Below are 23,793 nucleotides of genomic sequence, written 5' to 3'. Positions count from 1 at the left end.
TTGACTTATCAATAGGGTTGTGTCTGTGGTATAACAAAACCAAGATGCCCCTGCCAAAGAAGGTAGGGCATTTTCCTATATGTATACATAATATTTCTAATGCTGAATATTGTAACTCTAATGAAAGAGGTTTAAAATTAGATTTATGAAGGAATAAGAAAAGGGAGTTTTTAAAAATGTTTAACACTACTCAGGTCGGTCTGGCAACGCAAACCTCCTCCAACTGGGTAGGTTTTTTTCATTTGCTTGTGGTTTATATCGTCTGGGGCAGCACTTATCTGGCAATCCGTGTGGCGGTACGCGAGGGATCCGGGTTTCCTCCCTTTACCATGGGAGCCATGCGGCTGGCAGTCGCCGGCTGCATTCTTTTGCTTGGCGCATATCTGTTCCGGCAGAGCCTTAAGCTGTCCAGAGAAGAATTCAAGGTTCTGGCCGTATCCGGGATTTTTCTATGGGTGGGCGGCAACGGGCTGGTGATGTGGGCGGAACAGTTTGCTGATTCAGGATACGCAGCCCTGCTGGTGGGCACCACCCCCATGTGGGTGGCTTTAACGGAAGCCATCCTGGACCGCAAACCACCCTCCAAGCTTCTTTTGTTTTCGTTATTTGTTGGTTTTGCTGGAATCGGTCTCCTCACATCGCCTGTGCTTAAAGAAAGTTCCCAGGCGGATGTTTTAAGCATCTTTGCCTTATTAACGGCACCTTTATGCTGGGGTATAGGATCCCTGCTACAGCGCAGGAAACCGGTAGCGTTAAATCCGATCGTCAGTTCGGGTTACCAGCAGGTCTTTGGCGGCATCGGGTTTGCGATACTGGCGCTTGTTCTGGGCGAACCCTCGCCGGCTCCTACCAATGAGGCATGGTGGGCCTTTGGTTACCTGATTGTTTTTGGTTCATTCCTGGCCTTTACTTCCTATATTATGGCACTGAGACTGTTACCCACCAGCATTGTTATGACCTATGCCTATGTCAATCCGGTGGTAGCGGTGTTCCTGGGCTGGTTCATTTTGCACGAACCTATCAATGCTTGGACCATTGCAGGTACGGCTTTGGTACTCCTTGGAGTTGCAGGCACCTTTCAAAATCAAAAAGCAAAGATGGCAGTCCATAAGACATAAGATTCCGGTTAACTGGATAATTGGAATAAAAATACCGGTCACCCTTCAAGGGAAACCGGTATTTTTGGTTTAGTTATACTCTCTTGTTTTTTCCCTTATGGTCTCTCTGATTTTAGCCGCCTTACGGGAATCATTTTTTATTTCATCCGGTTGACGGCGGCCGGTGGTACCGGGCAGCCAGTTGTCGCCGTTCCCTGGCTCCGTTGGCGGGTTTTCCCCTTCACCCGGGTTGCCTTCGTTCGGTTGCGGTAATATCACAGGCAGTTTGTATTTTTCTGCCGCCGCCGGGTCAATGCCGTCCTGAGTATGCAGGGTGCAGGTTTTCAGCGGCGCCCGCAGGGCATAGTCTGCCACAGTGGGGGGACTGTATAAGGCAATTTAATGACTACCTTGGTAATACGGTCCGGGCAGTAATCGTTAGGCAGTTCACCGGTGGTAGCACATACCTCCATGACCTGGTGCAGGTTGTCTACCTCTGTGGGAACCGTTCCTTCAGCAAATAAGTCTGTTACCATATGATCCGCCGGGGTATTCGGCCCCGGCAGCAGGCCGGACTTGCTGTCCACGGTGGCGGTTACAATACCGGCAGGTCTGGAGAACTGGCGAACCGGTACACCGGATAGTGCTTTACTCATCACTTCCCGCCATATCATGGCCGGATAGATGCCACCGTAAGACCGGTCCATGCTCCTTGGCGCATCGTGGCCGATCCATACGGCGCCAACCAGTTCAGGTGTATAGCCCACGAACCAAATGTCCTTCCCCTGGTCCGTTGTGCCGGTCTTACCGGCCACCGGCCTTGCACCCAGGTTTGCCCGGGTGCCGGTACCGGACTGGACAACGGAACGCAGCATATCGGTAACCAGGTACGCAGTGGTTGCCTTCATGGCTCGCCTCTGCTCGGGTTTAAATTCGTCAATCAGGGTCCCGTCATAGCTTTCAACCTTGAGGATGGCATGGGGTTTTACATAGATACCCTGGTTGGCAAAGGCGCCGTAGGCTCCCGCCATATCCAACGGTACCACGCCGGAACTGACACCGCCAAGGGCCATGGCCAGCCCGTCCCGGTTGGCATCAAGGGTCGTAATGCCGAGCCCGTAGGCAAATTTTACTGCCTGGTCCAGCCCTGTTTGTTGCAAAAGCTTTATCGCAACGATATTAACGGAACTTGTTAAAGCAGTCCGCATGGTAATTAAACCCTTAAAACTTCCGTCGGAGTTCTTCGGACTGTAACTGCCAAAGCTGGTAGGAATATCGTCAATGACCGAAGCAGGACCCATACCGTTAAATTCTACGGCGGGGCCGTAAGCCACAATGGGTTTAATGCTCGAACCGGGTTGGCGCCCGATTTTACGACCGTCAGGCAGTACCTGGTACTGCGTCGCCCGGTTGAGCTGTCGCTGCTGTTTATGTTCACGGCCGCCCACAATGGCCCTCAAATGGCCTGTACCAGGTTCCATAAAGACGGCAGCGCCCTGGGGTTGAGGCAGACCCTGTTTGTCAAGTCCAAAATTTGGAAAATATTTTGGGTTGGCCAGTGCCATCTCGGCAATTTTTTGAATTTTAGGGTCCAGGGTGGTGTATACCTTGAGTCCACCTTTGTAAACCATATCCGGGCCATATTTATGAACCAGCTTTTCTGTAACGTAATCAATGAAGTAGGGATACGGATACCGGGTGGCCTGCATTTTGCTGCCGTCCGGCAGAGGTTTGGCAGCCGCTTCCTGACGCTGTTCTTCCGTAATTTTTCCTGCTTCTTTCATACGAAGCAGAACGGTATTGCGTCGGTTTAAAGCCGACTCGTAATCCTTTTGCTGTTTCTCATCCTGCTGTTTCTCATTGATTTTCTGTTTATTCTTGTCGGACTTTTGATCAGCGGACTGGTCATCGATGGACTCCGCACCGTCCAAATAACGGGAATAGGTGGACGGGGCCTGGGGTAAGCCCGCTAAGAAAGCGGCTTCGTCCAATGTCAGTTGATCCTTTTTTAAATCTTTGCCAAAGTAGGTTTGGGCTGCTGACTGAATTCCATAGGCGCCCTGTCCAAAATAAATTTTGTTCAGGTACATTTCAAATATTTCATCTTTGGTAAAGTGTCTTTCCATTTGCAGGGTCAGCACAATTTCCTGCAGTTTTCTTTTGATACTGCGTTCAGGGGATAAATAGGACAGTTTAACTAACTGCATGGTAATGGTACTAAAACCTTCGCGAATTTCACCGGAGGTAACGTTTTTAAAAACAGCCCGACCTAAACTGCGAAAATTAATACCATGGTGGTCATAAAAGCGGTCGTCCTCGGTGGCCAGAAAAGCATCTTTCACCACCGACGGCACTTCGTCCAGTTTAATAGGTTCCCGGTTCTCTGTGCCGATTCTGGTGACCAGATTCCCATCCTTGTCGTAGATTGAAGTGGGTACCATATTTTCCAGGGATCTTGGATCAAAGACAGGCATGTCCGACATGGCATAGGCGAAATACCCCAGTGAAGTAAAACCGCCTATCAGAACAAAAAAGGCTGCTATCAGAAAAAGTAAGCGTCCGGTTCGGAGCCTTCGGCTTTTACGTGTGGCCAAGTATAATCCTCCTTTATGAAAAGTAAAGGTCAATGATAACAGAATTATAACACAATCCAACGAACTCATGACAGCGGTTTTTAATATTCTTGTCACATTCTGCTAGCTCTGGTATAATTATTAAGATTTTGATCACCCGTTATCTATTATTACGCAGAGTCACGAATTTTTAAGTAATAAGGTTTTTCGAAAGGGGTCCAGTCGATGCCAGACGTCCAAAAACAGCTTGAAATTATTAAAAGAGGCACTGCAGAGATTGTTCCTGAAGAGGAACTGGTAGAGAAATTAAAGAAATCCATCGCGAAGAACAAACCCCTCCACATAAAGTTGGGCCTCGATCCCACAGCACCGGATATTCACCTTGGCCACACGGTTGTACTGCAAAAGCTGAGACAGTTCCAGGAATTAGGTCATCATGTTACCATTATCCTTGGCGATTACACCGGTCGCATTGGTGACCCCACGGGAAAATCGGAAACAAGAAAACAATTAACCGAAGAAGAAGTACTGGCCAACGCCCGGACCTATGAAAAGCAGATTATTAAAGTGCTGGACCCTGTAAAAACAAAGGTGCAGTTTAACAGCACCTGGCTGGCACCGTTAAAGTTTGAAGACGTGATCCGACTGGCAGCCACCACCACCGTTGCCAGGATGCTGGAACGAGAGGATTTCTCAAAACGATTTAAAGAAAATCTGCCTATCAGCATTCATGAATTTTTCTATCCTTTAATGCAGGGATATGATTCCGTTGCCCTTAAGGCGGATGTGGAACTGGGGGGGACGGACCAAAAGTTTAATTTGCTGATGGGGCGCACCTTGCAGAAGGAGTTCGGGCAGGAACCCCAGATTGCCTTAATGATGCCGATCCTTGAAGGCTTAGACGGGGTTAACAAGATGAGCAAGAGCCTGGGGAATTATATTGGCATTGATGAGGCTCCCCAGGAAATGTACGGCAAGACCATGTCCATTCCCGATGAATTAATGGTGAGGTATTTTGAACTGGTCACCCCTGTTCCTCTGGACGAGGTGAAGGCAATTGCCAGGGGTTTGCAGGAAGGCACCCTGCATCCAAGGGATGCCAAGATGCGCCTGGCCAGGGAAATTGTTACCTTTTATCACAGCGCAGAGGCGGCGGAACAGGCTGAGGAACACTTTAAAAAGGTATTTCAGAAGCGTGAACTGCCAGACGAAATTGATGAGTTTATGGTCACGGAAGACCTTTACGAAGAGGGACTGGTTTCATTGCCCAGGCTGCTTACCCAGGCCAAATTAGCAGCCAGCAACAGTGAGGCCAGAAGGCTTATTAAAGAAGGCGCCGTCAAGATCAACGGTGAAAAAGCATGCGACCCCAACATGCGTTTCTTACCTGAAGAAGGAATGATCATCCGGGCAGGGAAGCGACGCTTTGCCAGGTTAATACTAAAAAATTAGGCAAGTCCCAATCGGTTATCACCTTTTGCTTCACCTCCACATATAGATAGGATGTGGAGGTGAAAGTTTTGTTTAAGAGAAGAAGACATGTGCCAAGGAAATTCTATGTTTTGTTATTTCTTATGGGCTTACTGGCAATGTTTTTCTTTATAGACCGCAGCCTGCAGCCTACGTTGTTCACCATCGCCAGAGTCAAGGCCATTCATCTGGCCACGGAAATCATGAATAAAACCGTTATGGAGAACCTGGCGAAACAGCAAATCGAATATAAGGACATTGTTCAGGTTCATAAGGATTCACAGGGCAGAATTGTCCTCATGCAGGCGGACACGATTAAAATAAACAGGCTATCCAATGAAATAACGTTAAAAGTTCAGGAGTCGCTGCGCAATCTTGATGATGAAAGCATCGGCATTCCTATGGGCCAACTCCTGGGCATCCATTTGCTGGCTGCTCTGGGTCCGGAATTTAATGTCCGTATGATACCGCTGGGAACCATCAGGGTGGACATTGTCGACAAGTTTGAAGGGGCAGGGATTAACCAGACCAGACACCTCATTTGGCTGGATCTCAACTCGGAATTCCAGATTGCCATTCCTTTATATAAAGAAGTATTTAAAGTGAACACAAAGGTACCTTTGGCCCAGGACATCATCGTAGGCGATGTGCCACCTGCACTTGTAACACTGCCCGGTGGAGTTTTAGGGAATTAGTATAGAAACAAAAAATACTTGTTTTGTGAATAATATTAAGTAGATTGAAAATAATAGCCATAGTTTTAAGGCCAAACTTTAAATGGTAACAAAACCAGGAATTAGTTCTTGTCAAAGGACTCCGGAAGTGTTATGATAACAAATGTCGCCGCGAGGTGATGGTTAAAAATTACCACTTGCAACAAGGTAATCAAAGTGGTAAGATGAAGTTCCGTCGCCGATGAGGCGGTGCGAAAATTACCAAAAACTTTCACTTGAAATGCAAGTGAGGGTCATGGTAAACTAAGATTCCGGTCGTGAGGCCGGGCTAAAAAATGGTCTTTGAAAACTAAACAGYRGATGATGGATGCAAAACGGTCAAGTCAAAAGTCAGCGCAAGCTGAAACTGTGACGACCACAYTTGAATCCTCGTCAAGCGTTAAATAACGCTAGCGAGTAATTCCTGAACAAGTAATAAAGAGCTAAATCAACTCTTCACCCTAACGGGTACGCGAAAAYATTATATAATTTATGGAGAGTTTGATCCTGGCTCAGGACGAACGCTGGCGGCGTGCTTAACACATGCAAGTCGAACGGTTCAGTCGTCGGTCTTCAGACGTCGGACGTCGGGATAGTAAGGAATTCGCCTTAGCGAATTCCAGATTTAAATCCCTGACGACTGCCGCCTGACGACCGACGACCGAATAGTGGCGCACGGGTGAGTAACGCGTGGATAACCTGCCTGGTAGACCGGGATAACAGCTGGAAACGGCTGCTAATACCGGATACGCTTAAGAGAACGCATGTTCTTTTAAGGAAAGCAATYGTGCTATCAGATGGATCCGCGTCCCATTAGCTAGTTGGTGGTGTAAGGGACCACCAAGGCGACGATGGGTAGCCGGCCTGAGAGGCGACCGGCCACACTGGGACTGAGACACGGCCCAGACTCCTACGGGAGGCAGCAGTGGGGAATCTTCCGCAATGGGCGAAAGCCTGACGGAGCAACGCCGCGTGAGGGAAGAAGGCCTTCGGGTTGTAAACCTCTGTCATCAAGGAAGAACAGATGACGGTACTTGGAGAGGAAGCCCCGGCTAACTACGTGCCAGCAGCCGCGGTAAAACGTAGGGGGCGAGCGTTGTCCGGAATTACTGGGCGTAAAGGGCGCGTAGGTGGTCCATTAAGTTAGAGGTGAAAGATCGGGGCTCAACCCCGAGATTGCCTCTGATACTGGTGGACTTGAGTGCAGGAGAGGGGAGCGGAATTCCCAGTGTAGCGGTGAAATGCGTAGATATTGGGAGGAACACCAGTGGCGAAGGCGGCTCTCTGGACTGTAACTGACACTGAGGCGCGAAAGCGTGGGGAGCGAACAGGATTAGATACCCTGGTAGTCCACGCCGTAAACGATGAGTGCTAGGTGTTGCGGGTATCGACCCCCGCAGTGCCGTAGTTAACACAATAAGCACTCCGCCTGGGGAGTACGGTCGCAAGACTGAAACTCAAAGGAATTGACGGGGGCCCGCACAAGCGGTGGAGTATGTGGTTTAATTCGACGCAACGCGAAGAACCTTACCAGGGCTTGACATCCTCTGAAAGCCATAGAGATATGGACCTTACTTCGGGGTAACAGAGAGACAGGTGGTGCATGGTTGTCGTCAGCTCGTGTCGTGAGATGTTGGGTTAAGTCCCGCAACGAGCGCAACCCCTAACATTAGTTGCCAGCGAGTAAGGTCGGGAACTCTAATGTGACTGCCGTTGACAAAACGGAGGAAGGTGGGGATGACGTCAAATCATCATGCCCCTTATGTCCTGGGCTACACACGTACTACAATGGCCGGTACAGACGGAAGCGAAGCCGTGAGGCGGAGCAAAWCTGAGAAAGCCGGTCCCAGTTCGGATTGTAGTCTGCAACTCGACTACATGAAGTCGGAATCGCTAGTAATCGCAGGTCAGCATACTGCGGTGAATACGTTCCCGGGCCTTGTACACACCGCCCGTCACACCACGAAAGCTGACAACACCCGAAGCCGGTGAGCTAACCGAAAGGAGGCAGCCGTCGAAGGTGGGGTTGGTGATTGGGGTGAAGTCGTAACAAGGTAGCCGTATCGGAAGGTGCGGCTGGATCACCTCCTTTCTAAGGAGTAACTTGAACCTTCGGTTCAAGAACTCTGGTCGATCATTCATCATCTCAACTGTTTAGTTTTGAGAGACCAAAATCAACCTCCGGTTGATTTAAAATTTCTCATAGCAAACACGGGACTATAGCTCAGCCGGTCAGAGCGCACGCCTGATAAGCGTGAGGTCGGTGGTTCGAGTCCACCTAGTCCCACCATAATAGGGCGTCGGTCGTCAGACGTCGGACGTCAGCATGAAAGTAAATCTTGAGGGTCAGAAATGAAAGACCCAAAAGAAAAGCTTACAAACCTGACGACTGCTGCCTGACGACCGACGACCAAACGTGGGGGCATAGCTCAGCTGGGAGAGCACCTGCCTTGCAAGCAGGGGGTCAGCGGTTCGATTCCGCTTGTCTCCACCATTTTTATCTTTTAAATYGTTCCTTGAAAACTGAACAGCGAAAAGTAAAGCGTCGTAGAAACAATTTTGCAGGCTACGTAAAGTAACCGAGCAAGCAAYWGGTCAAGAAACAAAGGGCATACGGTGGATGCCTTGGCGCTAAGGGCCGAAGAAGGGCGTGGAAAGCTGCGAAAAGCCACGGGGAGCCGCAAGCAGGCAWCGATCCGTGGATACCGAATGGGGCAACCCGGCGGAGCAAAACTCCGTCACCCTATGCTGAACACATAGGCATAGAGGAGGGCACCCGGGGAACTGAAACATCTAAGTACCCGGAGGAAGAGAAAGAAAYATCGAACCCCCAAGTAGCGGCGAGCGAAAAGGGGCGAGCCTAAACCAGAATTCTTCGGAAATCTGGGGTTGCGGGAACCTCATCACGTGAYGATTAGTCCTAGTCGAAGACACCTGGAAAGGTGCTGCACAGAAGGTAACACACCTGTAGGCGAAAGGACGAAAATTGCAGAGGACATCCCAAGTACCGCAGGACACGAGAAACCCTGTGGGAATCCGGGGGGACCACCCCCCAAGGCTAACTACCCTTAGCGACCGATAGTGAACCAGTACCGTGAGGGAAAGGTGAAAAGCACCCCGGGAGGGGAGTGAAAAAGAACCTGAAACCGTATGCCTACAAACTGTCGGAGCACATTAAAAGTGTGACGGCGTACTTTTTGTAGAACGGACCGGCGAGTTACATCTAACGTGCAGGTTAAGGCGAGCATTGCCGGAGCCAAAGCGAAAGCGAGTCTTAAAAGGGCGACAAGTACGTTGGAGTAGACCCGAAACCTGGTGATCTACCCATGTCCAGAGTGAAGCTTTAGTAAAATAAAGTGGAGGCTCGAACCGACCTTCGTTGAAAAGGAGGCGGATGAGGTGTGGGTAGGGGTGAAATGCCAATCGAACCAGGAGATAGCTGGTTCTCCCCGAAATAGCTTTAGGGCTAGCCTCGGAAGATGGTTAGCGGAGGTAGAGCACTGAATGGGCTAGGGGCCTTCACGGGTTACCGAACCCAATCAAACTCCGAATGCCGCATAACTTACTCCGGGAGTCAGACTGCGAGTGCTAAGATCCGTAGTCAAAAGGGAAACAGCCCAGACCAACAGCTAAGGTCCCAAAGACAGGCTAAGTGGAAAAGGATGTGGGGTTGCACAGACAACCAGGATGTTGGCTTAGAAGCAGCCACCATTTAAAGAGTGCGTAATAGCTCACTGGTCAAGTGGCCCTGCGCCGAAAATGAAACGGGGCTAAGCCTGGCACCGAAGCTTTGGATTGACGTAAGTCAGTGGTAGGGGAGCGTTCTTATTCCGTTGAAGTCGTACCGTGAGGAGCGGTGGAGGAATAAGAAGTGAGAATGCCGGTATGAGTAAGCGAAAAGGCAGRTGAGAATCCTGCCCGCCGAAAACCTAAGGATTTCTGGGGAAGGTTCGTCCGCCCAGAGTAAGCCGGGACCTAAGCCGAGGCCGCAAGGCGTAGGTGATGGACAATCGGTTGAGAATCCGATGCCACCAACGACCGTTTGAGGATGGAGTGACGCAGGAGGGTACGTTTAGCCAGCGGCTGGAAAAGCTGGTCCAAGCCCGTAGGGTGTGTGGTAGGCAAATCCGCCACACAAAAARCCTGAGAGGTGAAGGGGAGCGAAAACAAGTAGCGAAGAAACGGATCCCAAACTGCCAAGAAAAACTTCTAACGAGGTTAGTTGGTGCCCGTACCGCAAACCGACACAGGTAGGTGGGGTGAAAATCCTAAGGCGCGCGAGAGAACCCTCGTTAAGGAACTCGGCAAAATGACCCCGTAACTTCGGGAGAAGGGGTGCCTCGGTATTGTGAAAGATGAACATCTGGAGCAAGAAGAGGCCGCAGAGAAAAGGCCCAAGCGACTGTTTACCAAAAACACAGGTCCCTGCTAAAGCGAAAGCTGACGTATAGGGGCTGACGCCTGCCCGGTGCTGGAAGGTTAAGGGGAAGAGTTAGCGCAAGCGAAGCTTTAAACCGAAGCCCCAGTAAACGGCGGCCGTAACTATAACGGTCCTAAGGTAGCGAAATTCCTTGTCAGGTAAGTTCTGACCCGCACGAAAGGCGTAACGATTTGGGCACTGTCTCAACGAGGGGCTCGGTGAAATTGTAATGACGGTGAAGATGCCGTCTACCTGCGACAGGACAGAAAGACCCCGTGGAGCTTTACTGTAGCTTGACATTGGGTTTTGGTATTTGATGTACAGGATAGGTGGGAGACTGAGAAGTCCATACGCCAGTATGGATGGAGTCGCCGTTGGGATACCACCCTTTAGATATTGAAATTCTAACTTTAGACCATGAAGCTGGTCTGAGGACAGTGTCAGGTGGGCAGTTTGACTGGGGCGGTCGCCTCCCAAAAAGTAACGGAGGCGCCCAAAGGTTCCCTCAGCGCGGGCGGAAATCGCGCGTAAGAGTGTAAAGGCAGAAGGGAGCTTGACAGCGAGACCAACAAGTCGAGCTGGTACGAAAGTAGGGCTTAGTGATCCGGCGGTTCCGAGTGGAAGGGCCGTCGCTCAACGGATAAAAGCTACCCCGGGGATAACAGGCTTATCTCCCCAAGAGTCCACATCGACGGGGAGGTTTGGCACCTCGATGTCGGCTCATCGCATCCTGGGGCTGAAGTAGGTCCCAAGGGTTGGGCTGTTCGCCCATTAAAGCGGTACGTGAGCTGGGTTCAGAACGTCGTGAGACAGTTCGGTCCCTATCCGTCGCAGGCGCAGGAAACTTGAGAAGAGCTGTCCCTAGTACGAGAGGACCGGGATGGACGGACCGCTGGTGTACCAGCTATCGTGCCAACGGTAGTGCTGGGTAACTAAGTCCGGCAGGGATAAGTGCTGAAAGCATCTAAGCACGAAGCCCCCTTCAAGATGAGGTTTCCCACTACGCAAGTAGGTAAGATCCCATGMAGACTACATGGTAGATAGGCCGGGGGTGTAAGCGCAGCAATGTGTTCAGCCGACCGGTACTAATAGATCGAGGTCTTGACCTAATTTGAGATGTGAGAAGTGAGAGGTWGGAAGTGAGAGCTAAACACCATCATTTCTCCTTAAGATACGACCTTACTTAAGAGCTGTTCAGTTTTCAGGGAATGCAAAGTTTGCTAAAGGGAAAAGCCTAAAAAGCTGAAGGCCGATGGCCGACGGCTGAYGGCTAGACCCCAAAGAATTACCCAAAAGCATAAGATTTTCTGGTGGCGATACCGGAGGGGGTACACCTGTTCCCATCCCGAACACAGCAGTTAAGCCTCCAGGGCCGATGGTACTCGGGGCGCAAGCCCCTGGGAGAGTAGGTCGTCGCCAGAGTAATTTTAAACACCCGCAGTTATTGACTGCGGGTGTTTTGCATGTTTGGGAAAGCCGTTGATATTTGCTAAACAGCAACAACGAGTGATTCGCATGTTCTTGGAAATATCCAAAAAAAGATATTTAAATACAAAATCACAACTAGTGATTCCTAATGAAGATTGGGATGAATTATAGCTGTCTCGTAAGAGACCGTAGTTTAATTTTTAACCGAAGTTTGGCGTAAAAATTTTCCAGTACCAGGCGTAGCAAGGGCTGAAGCCATACGCCAATAATATTTTTGGGACTACAATGTATTTTCTAAGGATTTTTTTATCTGTTTTAATGCCTTTGGTTTTAATAATCTTTCGCAGTTAAAGAGTTTTGCCCATTCTTTTTGTTCCTCCGTCATTTCTGTTACGGTAAGTGAATAACCAGGGGTGCCTTTGATACCTACCTGATTTAACTGGCAGCTTTGTACTTGTTCCAAAACGTCTATAGGGGATATTGAATGACCGGCCTTTTTAAGTATGGCTCCATTGTATTTACCAGTAGGTAGGCCAAAATGCAAATGCTGACATGCRCCTTGACTCGCTCAGGACGGGTTAAATGAATTGGCCTTAAGGCGAGTTGAGACTTCATTTCCCGAAAGACCTCTTCAATTTTATTTTTTGCTCTGTATCTCTGAATGACTTCAGCTTGGGGAATTGTTTCGTCGTTGGTAATGAAGCAGGTTATACCATCTAATCGTCGAATGTCTGTTTCTCTAGTTTTGTCAATCGCTGCCGATAAGTGAAACGAATGGGCTATTCGTATAGAGCCGTCTTTTTTAAGCACTTTAACTTCGATAGGTGTAACGCTTACTGTCATCAATGACTTGAGTTTGTATTTCGAAAGCATTTTCTTTATATCGCGTTCAAGTAGTTCCTTTTGTCGTGATTTCTTGGCTACAGCCAGTTTGGCATTTTGTTCGGCAGTCCAAGCCAGGATTTTATTGATTCGTTTCTCTCGTGAAGCAATGTCCTCAAAAAACGGGAAACGTCAAAAGAGAAGATGAACCGTCGTTTTCCTACCCGGCCTTCCCTGGTATAAAAGAACTGATTGTCGTCAGTTGGTAAAAATTCATGAAGAGCCAAAATCTGTTCATAATCCTCTTTTGAGGCAGGCCCCGGAACAAACTCTTGGAATAACGGATGGCATGCTATTTCATCCTTATCCATAGCAGACAAATAGGTCAGTTCTTGGGTTTCAAGTAAATTCAATGTTCACTAGATACCATCCCGCGATCAAACACAAGATGACACTTTTTTAAACCGAATCGTTGTTTAAGATCGTTAACCACACCAGGTAAGGTGGTAACGTCTTGAGTATTTCCTTCAAGCACTTTCCAGTAAAATGGTGAACCCTGCATCAAAAATATTATACCACTACTCAAATCGTACACATAACAAATAATAACCTGGGTATAATAAACACGGCTGTCCGGTCAACTCTCTGAAAGGGGGTGATCGGGTGGAGTTTTATTTGCTAGCAGTCTCGACTCTAGCATTACTAAAACGAGTAACGATTCAAATCATAATCAGTATTAAGTAGCAAATCTTGTTTAAAGTAAAAACCGGACTGCCCGCTAACACAGACAAAAAGTCTGATGTTAGTGTTGGCACAAAATAAAAATATAAAAGTATAAAACAATAACTTTAACAGAAAACTTGCTATCTGCAAGTTTTTTAAATTTTTTATCATGCAAACAAATAAAAAACCCACCATTCATTGGAGGGTTAAAATCTACTCGGAATCATTTTTTATTAATGTTAATTTTTGAATCAAAACTTGGCCATCTGTTACCTCTCTGTTACCCTGCATATATTCTCTTCAGCGGAAAAAATAATAAAAATGATAACGGAGATGAAAATCATGGCAAGGAGACGGAGACGTAGTTTTTTTAAATTCCCCAGAGGCAATAAAAGAGGAAAGCCTGATCTGCAACCTATTATAGCTTTTATAGGACTTTTATTATTAAGTGTTTTGTTAACTTACCCGTTGCAGTCTTTATTGTTTATTGGTCTTATTCTGTCCTGCCTCTGGTATCAACGTAACAAAAATAGAGAAATACTTAGAACATCTGGAATCCAGGAGATAGACCGAATGGATGGAACAGAATTCGAAGATAGAATCAAACTCCTCTATGAAGACATGGGCTATTCGGTAGAAAAAACACCTGAAACCGGAGACTTCGGAGGCGACTTAATTGCCAATAAGCCCGGGGAACGAATTGTTATACAATGTAAGAGATATAGTCATCCTGTAGGATTAAAGGCCATACAGGAAGCAGCTACCGCAGTTTTGTACTATAAAGCTAACCGTGCAATGGTGATAACCAATAATAAATTCACCCCACAGGCAGTTGAATTAGCAAAAGTAAACAAAGTCGAACTGTGGGACCGAACCAAACTAATAGAAGCATTATATTCTGTTACCAGAAGTGAAATAAACGGCATACTGGCAATGGTATATCAAAGATATAAGAAACCAGAAACAGAAGAATAGAAGTAAAGTATGGGAGAACGTCATACAAAAGGAGGGGATATAAAACCCCTCCTTTTGTAGGCTTAAACACTTTCCGGTAATGGTTGATATATCTCTTTCTTCTTTTCCAATCCCTTTGCCCAATACTCTACAAGTTGCTTCCCATCAATCAATTCAATATGAATGGAGTAGTATCATTTTAGTTGAGTCAGAAAACTCGTAATTCTGGGAAAAATATCATAAAAAGGAAGAGGGTAATCCAGATGCGAGAGTATGACAAAGACTTTAAAGAAGAAGCCATCAAGTTATCCTGCGAAATAGGGCCGACAGCGGCCGCAGAGAAGCTGGGAATTCCAGTAACAACGCTATACACATGGCGAAACAACGCAAAACGGTATGGAGAGATTGCTTTTGTTGGCAGCGGGCATAAGCGTGTTGATCCTAAAACAGCTGAAATTCGGGCAATGGAAAAAAAGATCAAAGAACTTGAAGCTGCTAATGATATTTTGAAAAGAGCCTTGGGTTTTTTCGCAGGGAGCCAAAAGAAGTAGCTGCACGAGAACTTTTTCAGTGGATATGGCTGCACAAAACCAAAGAGAAAACCAAGCACAGCATAAAAACCATGTGCAGGGTATTAGGCGTCAGTGAAACCGGATATTACAAGTGGTTAAAAAGGCAGTCCAAGCCCAACAAATACGATGAGCTTTTGGCTAAGATCCGTCAAATTCGTGCAGACAACCCAGACTATGGAGCGCACAGGATCTATCTCCATTTGAAACTTTATCAAGGCTATACCGGCAGTTATTATGTAATCCTTAAGCTCTGTAAAATTCACCATCTCATGCTGAAGAAGAAACACCACAGCAGAGGAATAACCAAAGCAGATCTTGCGGCACAAGCCAGTGAAAACCTGATTCAACAGGATTTTACCGCCTCATCGCCCAATCAAAAATGGCTTGGGGATATTACAGAAATCCCAACAGCTGATGGCAAGCTTTATGTAGCCGCAGTATTAGACTGTTTTGACGGAGCTATCGTAGGGTTTAAAATGGCTGATCATATGAGGGCAGAGCTTTGTGTAGATGCTTTCACTTCAGCAGTTAAGAAATACCAGGCTTTCGGTATGATCTTTCATAGTGATAGGGGAGGCCAGTATACCAGCCGGATTTACCGTGACGTCTTAGCGAGGTATGGAGCAGTTCAGAGCATGAGCAAAACCGGAAAATGCTATGACAATGCCAGAATGGAGTCCTTTTTTGCCACATTAAAAAAAGAAAGCACTAACAAATTCAAAACCGAAACCATGAGGATGGAGACTGTAAAAAGCATAGTGTTTAGATTTATAGAAATTTATTACAACCGAAAACGAATTTACACTACTAACGGAGGTTATCCGCCCTTGGTTAAGCGTTCACACTATTACCAGGAAAACCTGCCCCAGGCAGTGTAAAAGCGTATACGTTAATTATTCAGGGGCTCTGCCCCCGAACCCCCGGAGTTTACCGCTTGGTTCTCCCAGGGATAGATAAAGAAGATACCAGGGTAATCAAACGATTCCCTGGCTATCCCCAGCAGAACTCTACTGGCCGCTCGGGTTGCTCTCCAGCATTGCCCTATCCTGCCAGTAGATAAGAGCTGAATATAGTATTTCCAGAAGGAATCCACTTATTAACATTTTCTAAAATTACGAGTTTAGGGACTAAACCAAATTTGACAACTCCATTGTTACTACAGCAGTACCACCGAAATAGTCTGTAAATACTTTAGCTACAAAATCCTCGAATTTATATGGGTCCTCTTGTTTACCTTCTTCACGTCTAAACCGATGATATAACCCAACTGCTAAAGTTTGTCTCATATCATTATTGGTGCTGGTTATATCAGCAATTAAATCCTCTAGCCGGTTGTAACCCTTACGGTATTTGAAATAAAAGAACCCTGTAACCCCTAATGCTGTTAAGAACAATAGAAATTGAAACAAATCCATGATAACACCTCATTACTATTTTATTGGTATTGTTACCAAAAATAGTAATCCAAGACTATGTTTGGTACTTGGATCTTAATAAAGCCTATAAAGTGATTGATTAGAAAAAAGGAAAACTACCTCCTGATGATGATGCTTTCTTTCTCTATCATCCATTGATGCTGGGGATTTTTTTGAAAGCTATTTACATTCCTCTTGTTTCTCTGGATTATTGGCTGAACTAAATTTAAAAAACAGCCGGTGTTCTTTCACTTTTGCAAGCTGCAAAAGTGGAAGGGCGCCGGATTTTTCTTTAGCCCTTAAATGTTAGGTAACCCGTTGATGTACAAGAAACTTTATTATTTCGAGGATTATCACCATCTTACAGACGTATGATAGGTCGTGTCACAAGGAACAATGACCAGATTAATTTACCCAAGTAAAACGTCTCTTAAGTTCATTTAGACGGCTGTTATAAGGAATAACACCTTCAAATTGAAGTCTCCCCACAATAATCCCCGGAGCTATCCCAAGAGTATTAGCAAATGATAGAATTTCTTGATATTGATAACTTCCGTGTTCTATAAATTTTTTTAGCTTTAGGTGAGGAATTAATTGTTCCGCGGCAAAGATATTCGCCTGGTCTTCTAAATCACTACTAAATTCTCCCTGGTTACCCTCCAAAAAAATTCCTTTTTTACATTTTGCAGAACATGACCTGCCTCATGAAAAAAGGTAAACCATAAGTGGTCATCTGTTTTGTATCGTAGACTTAACTGTATTACAGCCTTGTCTGAATTTATCCAATAAGTAGCACCACTAATACGGCATTTTGGTAGTTCCGGAACAAAAATTACTGCTACTCCTGAACTTGCACAAAGTTGGGTTAACTTATCAACAAATATTTCAGGGGGGCTATTGTTAAATTCCTTACTTCCTTAAGAGTTTTCCTAAAGTTACTGGAACTAAAAGGCTGGCAACTTATTTTCTGTGCCTCTATTTGACCCTTTCTTAACCATGCTGTTACAGACGCCGTATTACTATTAAAGGCATTTGATTGCCTAAACGCTACTTTCGCCTGGCCCAATGCCTTTTCCCAGACATCTACCCAAACCTCAAATGATGCTACACTAAAAAAATTAAGCAGTATTTGTAATTGCTCAACTTCATCCTTCGCCTCTTTAATCCAACCAAACTTAATCATGGACCTTATGGGAAATTGAGCTAACCAGTCTATTTGTTCTTGTAATCGTTTCTTTTCTTCCAATTGTGCTAATTTTTCTCTGTAATTACGCTCAAGGTTATTCCAAAAACTAGCTGGAACCCCCAAGACCCGCTCAAACTGTAGAGCTGTTTCAGGTGTAATGGCTGCTTTACCTTTAATGATTTCATTAATTGTCTTTTTGGGTCTACCTGTACGATCCGCAAGCTCTGCCTGAGACATGCCCATGTGCTCAATGGTCTCAAACAATGTTTCCCCAGGCGGGACTACATAATCAGGATCAAAACCAAACATCTTTTTATTTACCAAGTCTTTGTTAGCCATATATACCCTCCGTTCTAAATTAGTGATAGTCATGCACACCCAGTATAAGAATGGCTGTAACTTGGTTCCGATCAATACCCCCATCACTTCTTAATGGAATGGGATCGTGAGCAGGCTCAAAAATTAATCTGTACGGGTCCTCAAATCTACAGCAAATTTATTTTTCATTACTCCCTCTAGCTCATGTAACCGGGGTGGTGGTAAATGACTAATATCAGCCAAACATTCGGCAGCCTGAAGTTCTAATAATCTTTGACGTATTTTTTTGGCCAATTCGGGACCCCATTCTTTATTAGATTCCTGTGCTGAATTACAAATTTTCTGTAGCTTTTTATACTTAAAGTATATATCCATTAGTATCACCCGTCAATTAAATTATTAACCCTTAGGGTTAATAAAAATATTATTTTTCAACTAGATAATCCTTCAAAATACTTCTCTTTTTCTTTTTGTAATACCTTTTTTTGACAAAATAATTATTTCTAATTACCATCATCAACTAGAAATAAAACCTACTCTACAGGGTGGTCTGTACCTCCTCCGGCTGGCGGTGCTCGCTGCACTTTGCCGGGTAGTAGGCCAGGGCAGTCTTCAGTGCGGCAACGTCGCCTATATGTGCCAGGGACACAACTGTGACCTATGAGGCCTGGGAGCAACAGCTGACCGTCCATTCCTAGGCACAGCCGCGCCAAAAGGCAGACGCCGTCAATTAGCAACGGCACTGGTAACGCAGCACCCTGCTCCTTGCAGCGGTTACTGCCAGCAGCAGCCAGGGTAACTGCCCACAGGTACAGCTGCAATCAGAACCCGGGGCAGCTGCCCGCTCTCGCAGCTGCCACCAACGCCAGCGGGCATATTGACCCGCGAAGCCCGGCAAGCGATCTTCCCTCCGGCCAAACCCCAAAGCACGTCCTACGGTGGCCGGTGGGAAGTTTGCGGCCCTGACCCGCAGAGCCAAGCACCGGTAGCAAGCCCGACCTGTAAGGAGGACCTGAGCGAGGCCTGGTACCGGTGGCTTCCACCGCCCCAAGGCAGTACCCGTGAGTGGAAAACCGGTGCAACTGCACCAGGCTGCTACACGGCTCAGATCCAGACGGTCCATAGCAACAGACCGTTATCCGTGCAGCCATCAAGTCAAGCTACCGAGGTCCGACCAAAAAAACCGGCCCGAGAGCCGGAAGGCTGGCCTACTGGCCAGCCCTGACCTCCTGGACCTGACGGTGTGCGCTACGCTCAGCCGCCTCGTGAGACAACTCGGCCATAGCTACAAAAGCTATATGCATGCAAAGCACGCCGCGATTGATGAAATCATCACAACTGCAACTTGCACCCTTCGGGCTAATGCTAACACTGTATACCTTGCTACTGTACTTAACCTTACCGCGCAACTCAACTCCACGGGCAACAAAAACCCGATGCCTGACTTCCCATTGCCAGCCAGCTTGCAACCCGGCCAATGCCCGGCCAAACCTACCTGCTTCTACCTTGCCTAAAAGCTTTCTTAACATAACCTTCAACCTCCCGTTTTCGATACAGCTACGTAGACGGTGCCGAGCGTCAAGGGCCGCAAAGCGGGTGGAGAAAAAATTTTTTCACGACCCACGGTAGAACCCCAGAGAGTGAAAAAATTTTTTCTCCACGAACCTTGACGCTACGGCATTGCAGCTGCGCCCAACTTATCTGCCACCAGGATACTGCTATCAACAAGGCCATGCTAAAAGCAGCTAGTAGGTTATAACACGCAGCTGCAAAGGCTCCGTATAATGGGAAGAGCGGGAGAATGACCCCAAAGCCTGCCACAAACCGGCAGCGGCCAGCTTAGAACCGTAACATCGTGCAGAGTCCCCCGGCCCCAAGATTGGGGCGGGGGGTTGGGGGGCTGGGGTTGAAGGACCCCAAAGGATGACCCCGGTAGCCGGTGCTGTCCGGCATGACAGCACCGGCCAGACCCCAAAGGAAGACATGCAGAGGACCCGTAAGCAGGGCAGTTACCGGCGACCCCAAAGGCCGGACATCATGGCTGCCGGTATCTGCCAACCCCGGTCAATGACCCGCGGAGGCTGGCCAGTTACCCTGGTGGCCATGAACCCCAGAGGAATACCCCAGGGCCGCCAGGGTATCTGGCCGACACCAGCCGTTTTTAGTTCAATCACGGTAACCGGTAGCGGCAGCCGACCCCAAAGACAGCTTATAATGGCTGCCGGTACTGGTTGCTTCCTTTTCTCTCGGGCTTTGCACTAGCTGATGGGTGCTGAGCATAGCTTGGGGAAGCAAAAACGAGGGCCCCGGCGGCCATAAAGCCGCCATAAGGGGCCGGAGCCAGCAGGCCCTCGTCATTTGCCACGGCCCAAGCGGGCGCAACCGGGACCCGTCAGCGGTTTGCGAAAGTGGACCTTTTGAGGGGGCGGTGCTGGGGGAAAGCGGAACGCTGTCGGCTTAGCCGGCAAGTGGAGCGGGGGGTTATCTTCCTTACCTGGATGATCCCAGTCACCGGCAACTGCGGGCAACTGCCCCGCCAAGCAGCGGCCTGGATCCGCACCGGTCCCGCTTCCGTAATCCGCAAGCCGGTACCCGTCACCAGGGCCGCGGGCCACCGGCTGCAGCCGCCAAGGTGATCCTCTTCCCCACCGGCAGCGGCCGGGATCCCACGCAGCAGCGGGACCCGCAAAGCCCCGCGAGCGATCTTCTCACCGGCCAGACCCCAGAGGATAACCGGCGGGGATCGGTGAGAAGTTCGCGGCCGAGACCACAAAGCCCGGCCCCGATAGGCCGGAGCAGTCGCGCATGAGCGGAAGCGGAGTGCAGGGAGTGGAGCGGGGCTTGTGGCCCGCTACCCCAAAGACCGGCCCGCATTGGCGGGCCACTGGCCAAGCGGAGCGACCGGAACACAGCGGGAGCGTTGCGCGATTGCGGAGGCCAGGACCCCAAAGTAAGACATGCAAAGGACCCGTAAGCTGGCAGTCAGCGGGAGCGGGGAGAATAAAACTTTCATACTATTATACACTCCCTTCCCCGCTGCCCGTGTCTGCAGACCCGGGAGTCAAGACATCCAGAGGCGGGCGAGCACTCTGCCGGAAATTCATGACCCGAAAGACATACTCGAAAGGAATTTCCGGCAGGGTGCCGGACCCCATAGACTGACCCCAAAGACGGCACGCTGCTGCAGGTAGCCGGGACCCGTAATCTCAGCGAGCACTTTGCCAGCAAGACATGACCCCGGACATTACTCTAAAGCGGGCCGCTGGCAAGGTGCAGCCTTTGACCCAGGAGGATGAACCGGCAGGCCAGAGCTGACGCAGGGAGTGGAGCGGTGCTCGTGTAAGCTCAAGGATTTGCCTATAAAAAAGGGCCTAATTTATTGGCCCACATTAAGATACTTTTTAAGCAAAATCTTATCCTGAACTGCAACTTGAAGTAAGTTTTGCACAAAATCTATTTGTTCTTTGTTAGTATTCCTAAGCGTATGAGCTATGCGTTTTATTGCTTGTTGTTGTGCTTTTCTTTCTGCTTCGTCCTGACCTAACAGCATCTCTAGTAACAATTGCAGGATAGCAATTTTTTGACGCAACTACGGGTCAAATTATTTTCGGCCAGATAGGCTATATCTGAAAGTAGATCCTGGAACAATTGTTTTGCCAGTTGATCTCTTTCAGATGCATCGCCCTCTGTAAGATATCTACTGTGAAAATAATTGACGCCGCTTGTCACCAACCGCTCCAAAACTGAGGAAATCTGGGCTGTTCGTATTAGCGATTCTTCTTTCATAAAATCACCCTAAAGGCTTCCAAAAATTTTTCTTTCGTTATGGGCCATCTTTTCTATTTTCATGAGAACCTCTAAGTCTTGTTGACTAGCTTGACTCATTTCTTGGAGTAAGCTGCCAGTCGTGGTAAAGAGCTCCTTTAGTTCTTGGTACGTTGCTGCTTGCCCTTTTTCCAGTTGTACCAATTGATTCAGTAACGCACGATTATCTCTTTGTAATAAGTCAATGTTCTGGAGTAAGCCTTGTACCTGTTGCTCAAACACGGTGAGGCTCTTTTGTTCTTCGTCCATTAAGGATCCTATCTTTGTATATAGCGAGTCTTGAAAGGTTTGTACTACATTGCACATTTCCTTTAGGCAAATTTTTAAACTTTCTTGGTTTGCTAAGGACTGTGTGAAAAGTTCTGTTAAGCCATCTATTTTAGTAGCTACCCTAGCGTTGCCCTGCTCTAATTCTTTGTTCACTCTGTCCAAAACCTCAAAAGTAAGACTGTGTTGTTTTTGAGACTTCTCCAGTAACAAGCCGGAATTTTGTGTGGAATTCACTTGCTGTTTCAGTTGATCCAGTACATGTTGATAAAGATTGTTTCTTTCCTGAACCTGTTTTTTCAGCACAGGGAGGAAGAAGAAGAATAGTCCAGCAGTGAGCCCCAGTTGTAGTCCTACGGTGGCGGCCACGCCCATTTGCTGGGTCATCTGGCCATTAAAGTATAACGTGTTGATGGTCCCCAGCACCAATGTGGAGAAAAAAATTGCCATAATACCTGCAACACTAAAAAGCATTCTCTCAGCCCTTCTACATGATATATTCTGATGATAGTAAATGCCTGATATTGGTCTTGGTTTTATGAATGGCCTGGTGCCAATACTTTGGCAGTGAGATAATAACCTCCCGCTGGAAAGTGGCAAAATCCAGGCGGTCCATTTTTAGGGGGTGCTTTAAAAGTCCCTTTTTAACCCCTTCCACTGTTTGGTCTAACTCTTTTTGGGTGGCTAGCAAAAACTCCCTTTCTGAATCCAGGGCCAGCAGTAGGGCGTAAAAAATAATCGCCAATTGACTGCCCTCTGGATATCCCTGTCTGGTTTTCACCATGTCCTTGACGCAGGTTTCCCAGTGCTGCCAGAACTGTCGGGTCACTAATTGACTTACCTGGTCCTTGAACCAGTATGCATTTCTTTTGTATTCCGTGGGGTTGTTCCAGGAATGGTATACCCTGTTTAGCCAATCCTTTTTCAACGACTCAATGTCAGAAATTAGCTTCAGGTGATCCTGGGTTTCTTGTAAGAGTGATATCTCCGCGGTGTACAAAGGGTCGTCCCCGGGGTTCGCCTCAATTTGGCTCACCACCCGCTGGCAGCAGGAAGCAGTTTCAGAAAATCCCCAGTGATAGATTTCCTTCCGCTCCTCCGGGGACAAAGCACCATAATCCCGGATTTTTAGATCCTCATCGTTAAAGGTAAAGAACAGGCGCTGGTATTTGTGAATGGCATCCTGGATGCACTCCTCCAGGGGCTGGACATCAATACCACTGCTGATTTTAAAGTCCTGGTGCACCCCCAGTAGTATTTCAAAAACAATGACTCGACCCCGCTCCCTCGCCAGTTCGTTCATATCTTTGACAAACTTCATCTCGATGGCTTTACAGAAGGGAAACTCGTCATTCCACAGCACTTTGACAGCCTTTGCAGCTATTTCCTGTTTTATATCCTGTATTCATGCAGTGTTCAAATCCAGATTACCCAGACTTTCTGAAAAAACCAGCAGTGTGCCAGGGTCCAAATCCTCACTGGTTGTGCTAAAAAACAGTGCGGTGCACTTCTCATCCAGCAGGTAATGAGGCACTTCTGTGTGCTGGATTTGCTGCCAGCCTTCGTCTAGCTCAGCCAGGACTAGGTTTTCCGCTCCATAGATGCAGTAAACCCGAAAGCTTCCATTGGCTGGCGGTTGACCCTTCGGCAGCCTTAGATGTAAAAGGTTCTCCAGCAGCAGGATGCGACCAAACCAATCTATACCCGCTATGTATACTCTGGGGTAGGGTGTTTCCAGTACCGTTACAGGGTCAAGGGCCGAAGCAGTTTCCTGGTGTGCCACTGTTTCAAAGGTGTTTTCCTCGTAGTCTTCCAGTTCCAGGTCCAGTTCCAAATCGTCATCCCACTCCAGTTCGGGTTCCACTGCCGCCGCCTGCTGTTGTCCCCCGGCTACCTCGTTTATGGTAGTCTGGGGGACAGCAGACAATAATGAGTAAATTGTGGGGCAGTATTGCCTGGTTTTATCAAGCAGTCTTACGATGGCTTCTGCGGTAAGTTTTTTCATAATTA

At 47.7% G+C, this 23,793-nt stretch carries 17 protein-coding genes, 2 tRNA genes, 3 rRNA genes and 2 pseudogenes; 12 read left to right on the top strand and 12 right to left on the bottom strand.

Annotated elements, in window-relative coordinates:
• Nucleotides 1–176 precede the first annotated feature (176 nt).
• A complete protein-coding gene (locus tag P378_RS10375) occupies nucleotides 177–1,118 on the top strand; it encodes a DMT family transporter (RefSeq protein ID WP_099083204.1) in 942 nt (313 codons plus the stop codon).
• A 69-nt stretch (nucleotides 1,119–1,187) separates the two neighbouring features.
• Here the strand turns inward: P378_RS10375 and P378_RS10370 are convergent.
• A pseudogene (locus P378_RS10370) lies at nucleotides 1,188–3,691 on the bottom strand (transglycosylase domain-containing protein).
• A gap of 204 nt (nucleotides 3,692–3,895) precedes the next feature.
• Here P378_RS10370 and tyrS point away from each other — a divergent pair.
• The 7 genes from tyrS (at nucleotide 3,896) to rrf (ending at nucleotide 11,695) form a co-directional block, all read left to right on the top strand.
• Nucleotides 3,896–5,122, top strand: coding sequence for a tyrosine--tRNA ligase (gene tyrS, locus P378_RS10365; RefSeq protein WP_099083203.1), 1,227 nt, complete (start codon nucleotides 3,896–3,898; stop codon nucleotides 5,120–5,122).
• A gap of 68 nt (nucleotides 5,123–5,190) precedes the next feature.
• A complete protein-coding gene (gene yunB, locus P378_RS10360) occupies nucleotides 5,191–5,835 on the top strand; it encodes a sporulation protein YunB (RefSeq protein WP_099083202.1) in 645 nt (214 codons plus the stop codon).
• 507 nt (nucleotides 5,836–6,342) lie between these two features.
• Nucleotides 6,343–7,945, top strand: a 16S ribosomal RNA gene (locus P378_RS10355).
• Nucleotides 7,946–8,066: 121 nt separating this feature from the next.
• Nucleotides 8,067–8,143, top strand: a tRNA-Ile gene (locus P378_RS10350).
• 128 nt (nucleotides 8,144–8,271) lie between these two features.
• Nucleotides 8,272–8,347, top strand: a tRNA-Ala gene (locus P378_RS10345).
• Nucleotides 8,348–8,446: 99 nt separating this feature from the next.
• A 23S ribosomal RNA gene (locus tag P378_RS10340) occupies nucleotides 8,447–11,382 on the top strand.
• A 197-nt stretch (nucleotides 11,383–11,579) separates the two neighbouring features.
• Nucleotides 11,580–11,695 (top strand): 5S ribosomal RNA (rrf, locus tag P378_RS10335).
• Together the 16S, 23S and 5S rRNA genes with 2 tRNA genes alongside form the textbook arrangement of a ribosomal RNA operon.
• Nucleotides 11,696–11,981: 286 nt before the next feature.
• Here the strand turns inward: rrf and P378_RS24125 are convergent.
• Nucleotides 11,982–13,094: pseudogene (locus P378_RS24125) on the bottom strand (IS1634 family transposase); the annotation flags it as partial.
• 725 nt (nucleotides 13,095–13,819) lie between these two features.
• On the opposite strand from P378_RS24125, the gene P378_RS19570 reads away from it, so the two are divergent.
• The 3 genes from P378_RS19570 (at nucleotide 13,820) to P378_RS10310 (ending at nucleotide 15,650) form a co-directional block, all read left to right on the top strand.
• A complete protein-coding gene (locus P378_RS19570) occupies nucleotides 13,820–14,221 on the top strand; it encodes a restriction endonuclease (RefSeq protein WP_180261061.1) in 402 nt (133 codons plus the stop codon).
• A 242-nt stretch (nucleotides 14,222–14,463) separates the two neighbouring features.
• Nucleotides 14,464–14,751, top strand: a complete 288-nt coding sequence (locus P378_RS10315; protein ID WP_099083238.1) for a transposase — start codon at nucleotides 14,464–14,466, stop codon at nucleotides 14,749–14,751.
• Between the two features lie 23 nt (nucleotides 14,752–14,774).
• Entirely contained in the window at nucleotides 14,775–15,650 is an 876-nt protein-coding gene (locus P378_RS10310; RefSeq protein ID WP_338013899.1) for an IS3 family transposase, read from the top strand.
• Nucleotides 15,651–15,899: 249 nt separating this feature from the next.
• Here P378_RS10310 and P378_RS10305 read toward each other — a convergent pair whose 3' ends face one another.
• The 5 genes from P378_RS10305 to P378_RS10290 form a co-directional block, all read right to left on the bottom strand.
• Nucleotides 15,900–16,187: a hypothetical protein gene (locus P378_RS10305; protein ID WP_099083197.1), complete on the bottom strand. Its 288-nt coding sequence runs from the start codon at nucleotides 16,185–16,187 to the stop codon at nucleotides 15,900–15,902.
• Between the two features lie 405 nt (nucleotides 16,188–16,592).
• Nucleotides 16,593–16,850, bottom strand: coding sequence for an ImmA/IrrE family metallo-endopeptidase (locus P378_RS20125; protein WP_207654025.1), 258 nt, complete (start codon nucleotides 16,848–16,850; stop codon nucleotides 16,593–16,595).
• 202 nt (nucleotides 16,851–17,052) lie between these two features.
• On the bottom strand, nucleotides 17,053–17,712 hold the full coding sequence (locus P378_RS20120) for a HigA family addiction module antitoxin (RefSeq protein WP_207654024.1): 660 nt from the start codon (nucleotides 17,710–17,712) through the stop codon (nucleotides 17,053–17,055).
• A gap of 709 nt (nucleotides 17,713–18,421) precedes the next feature.
• Complete coding sequence (locus P378_RS19005; RefSeq protein ID WP_143338460.1) at nucleotides 18,422–18,814, bottom strand: hypothetical protein; 393 nt, start codon at nucleotides 18,812–18,814, stop codon at nucleotides 18,422–18,424.
• 85 nt (nucleotides 18,815–18,899) lie between these two features.
• The gene (locus P378_RS10290) at nucleotides 18,900–19,220 is read right to left on the bottom strand and encodes an SWIM zinc finger family protein (RefSeq protein WP_099083196.1); all 321 of its coding nucleotides are present in this window, start codon (nucleotides 19,218–19,220) and stop codon (nucleotides 18,900–18,902) included.
• Nucleotides 19,221–19,614: 394 nt separating this feature from the next.
• On the opposite strand from P378_RS10290, the gene P378_RS10285 reads away from it, so the two are divergent.
• Nucleotides 19,615–19,953, top strand: coding sequence for a hypothetical protein (locus P378_RS10285; protein ID WP_099083195.1), 339 nt, complete (start codon nucleotides 19,615–19,617; stop codon nucleotides 19,951–19,953).
• Nucleotides 19,954–20,083: 130 nt separating this feature from the next.
• Here P378_RS10285 and P378_RS10280 read toward each other — a convergent pair whose 3' ends face one another.
• The 5 genes from P378_RS10280 to P378_RS10260 all read right to left on the bottom strand — a co-directional run bounded on the left by P378_RS10280 (nucleotide 20,084) and on the right by P378_RS10260 (nucleotide 23,788).
• Nucleotides 20,084–20,464: a hypothetical protein gene (locus P378_RS10280; protein ID WP_099083194.1), complete on the bottom strand. Its 381-nt coding sequence runs from the start codon at nucleotides 20,462–20,464 to the stop codon at nucleotides 20,084–20,086.
• A 244-nt stretch (nucleotides 20,465–20,708) separates the two neighbouring features.
• Nucleotides 20,709–20,846 (bottom strand): hypothetical protein, encoded by a 138-nt coding sequence (locus P378_RS19565; RefSeq protein WP_180261060.1) that lies wholly within the window; start codon nucleotides 20,844–20,846, stop codon nucleotides 20,709–20,711.
• 640 nt (nucleotides 20,847–21,486) lie between these two features.
• On the bottom strand, nucleotides 21,487–22,257 hold the full coding sequence (locus P378_RS10270; protein ID WP_099083192.1) for a hypothetical protein: 771 nt from the start codon (nucleotides 22,255–22,257) through the stop codon (nucleotides 21,487–21,489).
• A 13-nt stretch (nucleotides 22,258–22,270) separates the two neighbouring features.
• Nucleotides 22,271–23,146, bottom strand: coding sequence for a hypothetical protein (locus P378_RS10265; protein ID WP_099083191.1), 876 nt, complete (start codon nucleotides 23,144–23,146; stop codon nucleotides 22,271–22,273).
• A gap of 42 nt (nucleotides 23,147–23,188) precedes the next feature.
• Nucleotides 23,189–23,788: a hypothetical protein gene (locus P378_RS10260; RefSeq protein ID WP_099083190.1), complete on the bottom strand. Its 600-nt coding sequence runs from the start codon at nucleotides 23,786–23,788 to the stop codon at nucleotides 23,189–23,191.
• Nucleotides 23,789–23,793: the final 5 nt, after the last annotated feature.

The sequence above is a fragment of the Desulforamulus profundi genome, from assembly GCF_002607855.1.
This window is presented reverse-complemented; position numbering and strand designations above follow the sequence as displayed.

Excerpts from the sequence above, each read along its gene's own strand:
- P378_RS10375 (WP_099083204.1), top strand. The coding sequence starts at position 177 with ATGTTTAACACTACTCAGGTCGGTCTGGCAACGCAAACCTCCTCCAAC.
- tyrS (WP_099083203.1), top strand. The coding sequence starts at position 3,896 with ATGCCAGACGTCCAAAAACAGCTTGAAATTATTAAAAGAGGCACTGCA.
- P378_RS19570 (WP_180261061.1), top strand. The coding sequence starts at position 13,820 with ATGGATGGAACAGAATTCGAAGATAGAATCAAACTCCTCTATGAAGAC.
- P378_RS10315 (WP_099083238.1), top strand. The coding sequence starts at position 14,464 with ATGCGAGAGTATGACAAAGACTTTAAAGAAGAAGCCATCAAGTTATCC.
- P378_RS10305 (WP_099083197.1), bottom strand. The coding sequence starts at position 16,187 with ATGGATTTGTTTCAATTTCTATTGTTCTTAACAGCATTAGGGGTTACA.
- P378_RS20120 (WP_207654024.1), bottom strand. The coding sequence starts at position 17,712 with ATGGCTAACAAAGACTTGGTAAATAAAAAGATGTTTGGTTTTGATCCT.
- P378_RS19005 (WP_143338460.1), bottom strand. The coding sequence starts at position 18,814 with ATGGACCGTCTGGATCTGAGCCGTGTAGCAGCCTGGTGCAGTTGCACC.
- P378_RS10290 (WP_099083196.1), bottom strand. The coding sequence starts at position 19,220 with ATGTTAAGAAAGCTTTTAGGCAAGGTAGAAGCAGGTAGGTTTGGCCGG.
- P378_RS10285 (WP_099083195.1), top strand. The coding sequence starts at position 19,615 with ATGACCCCGGTAGCCGGTGCTGTCCGGCATGACAGCACCGGCCAGACC.
- P378_RS19565 (WP_180261060.1), bottom strand. The coding sequence starts at position 20,846 with ATGGGGTCCGGCACCCTGCCGGAAATTCCTTTCGAGTATGTCTTTCGG.
- P378_RS10270 (WP_099083192.1), bottom strand. The coding sequence starts at position 22,257 with ATGCTTTTTAGTGTTGCAGGTATTATGGCAATTTTTTTCTCCACATTG.
- P378_RS10260 (WP_099083190.1), bottom strand. The coding sequence starts at position 23,788 with ATGAAAAAACTTACCGCAGAAGCCATCGTAAGACTGCTTGATAAAACC.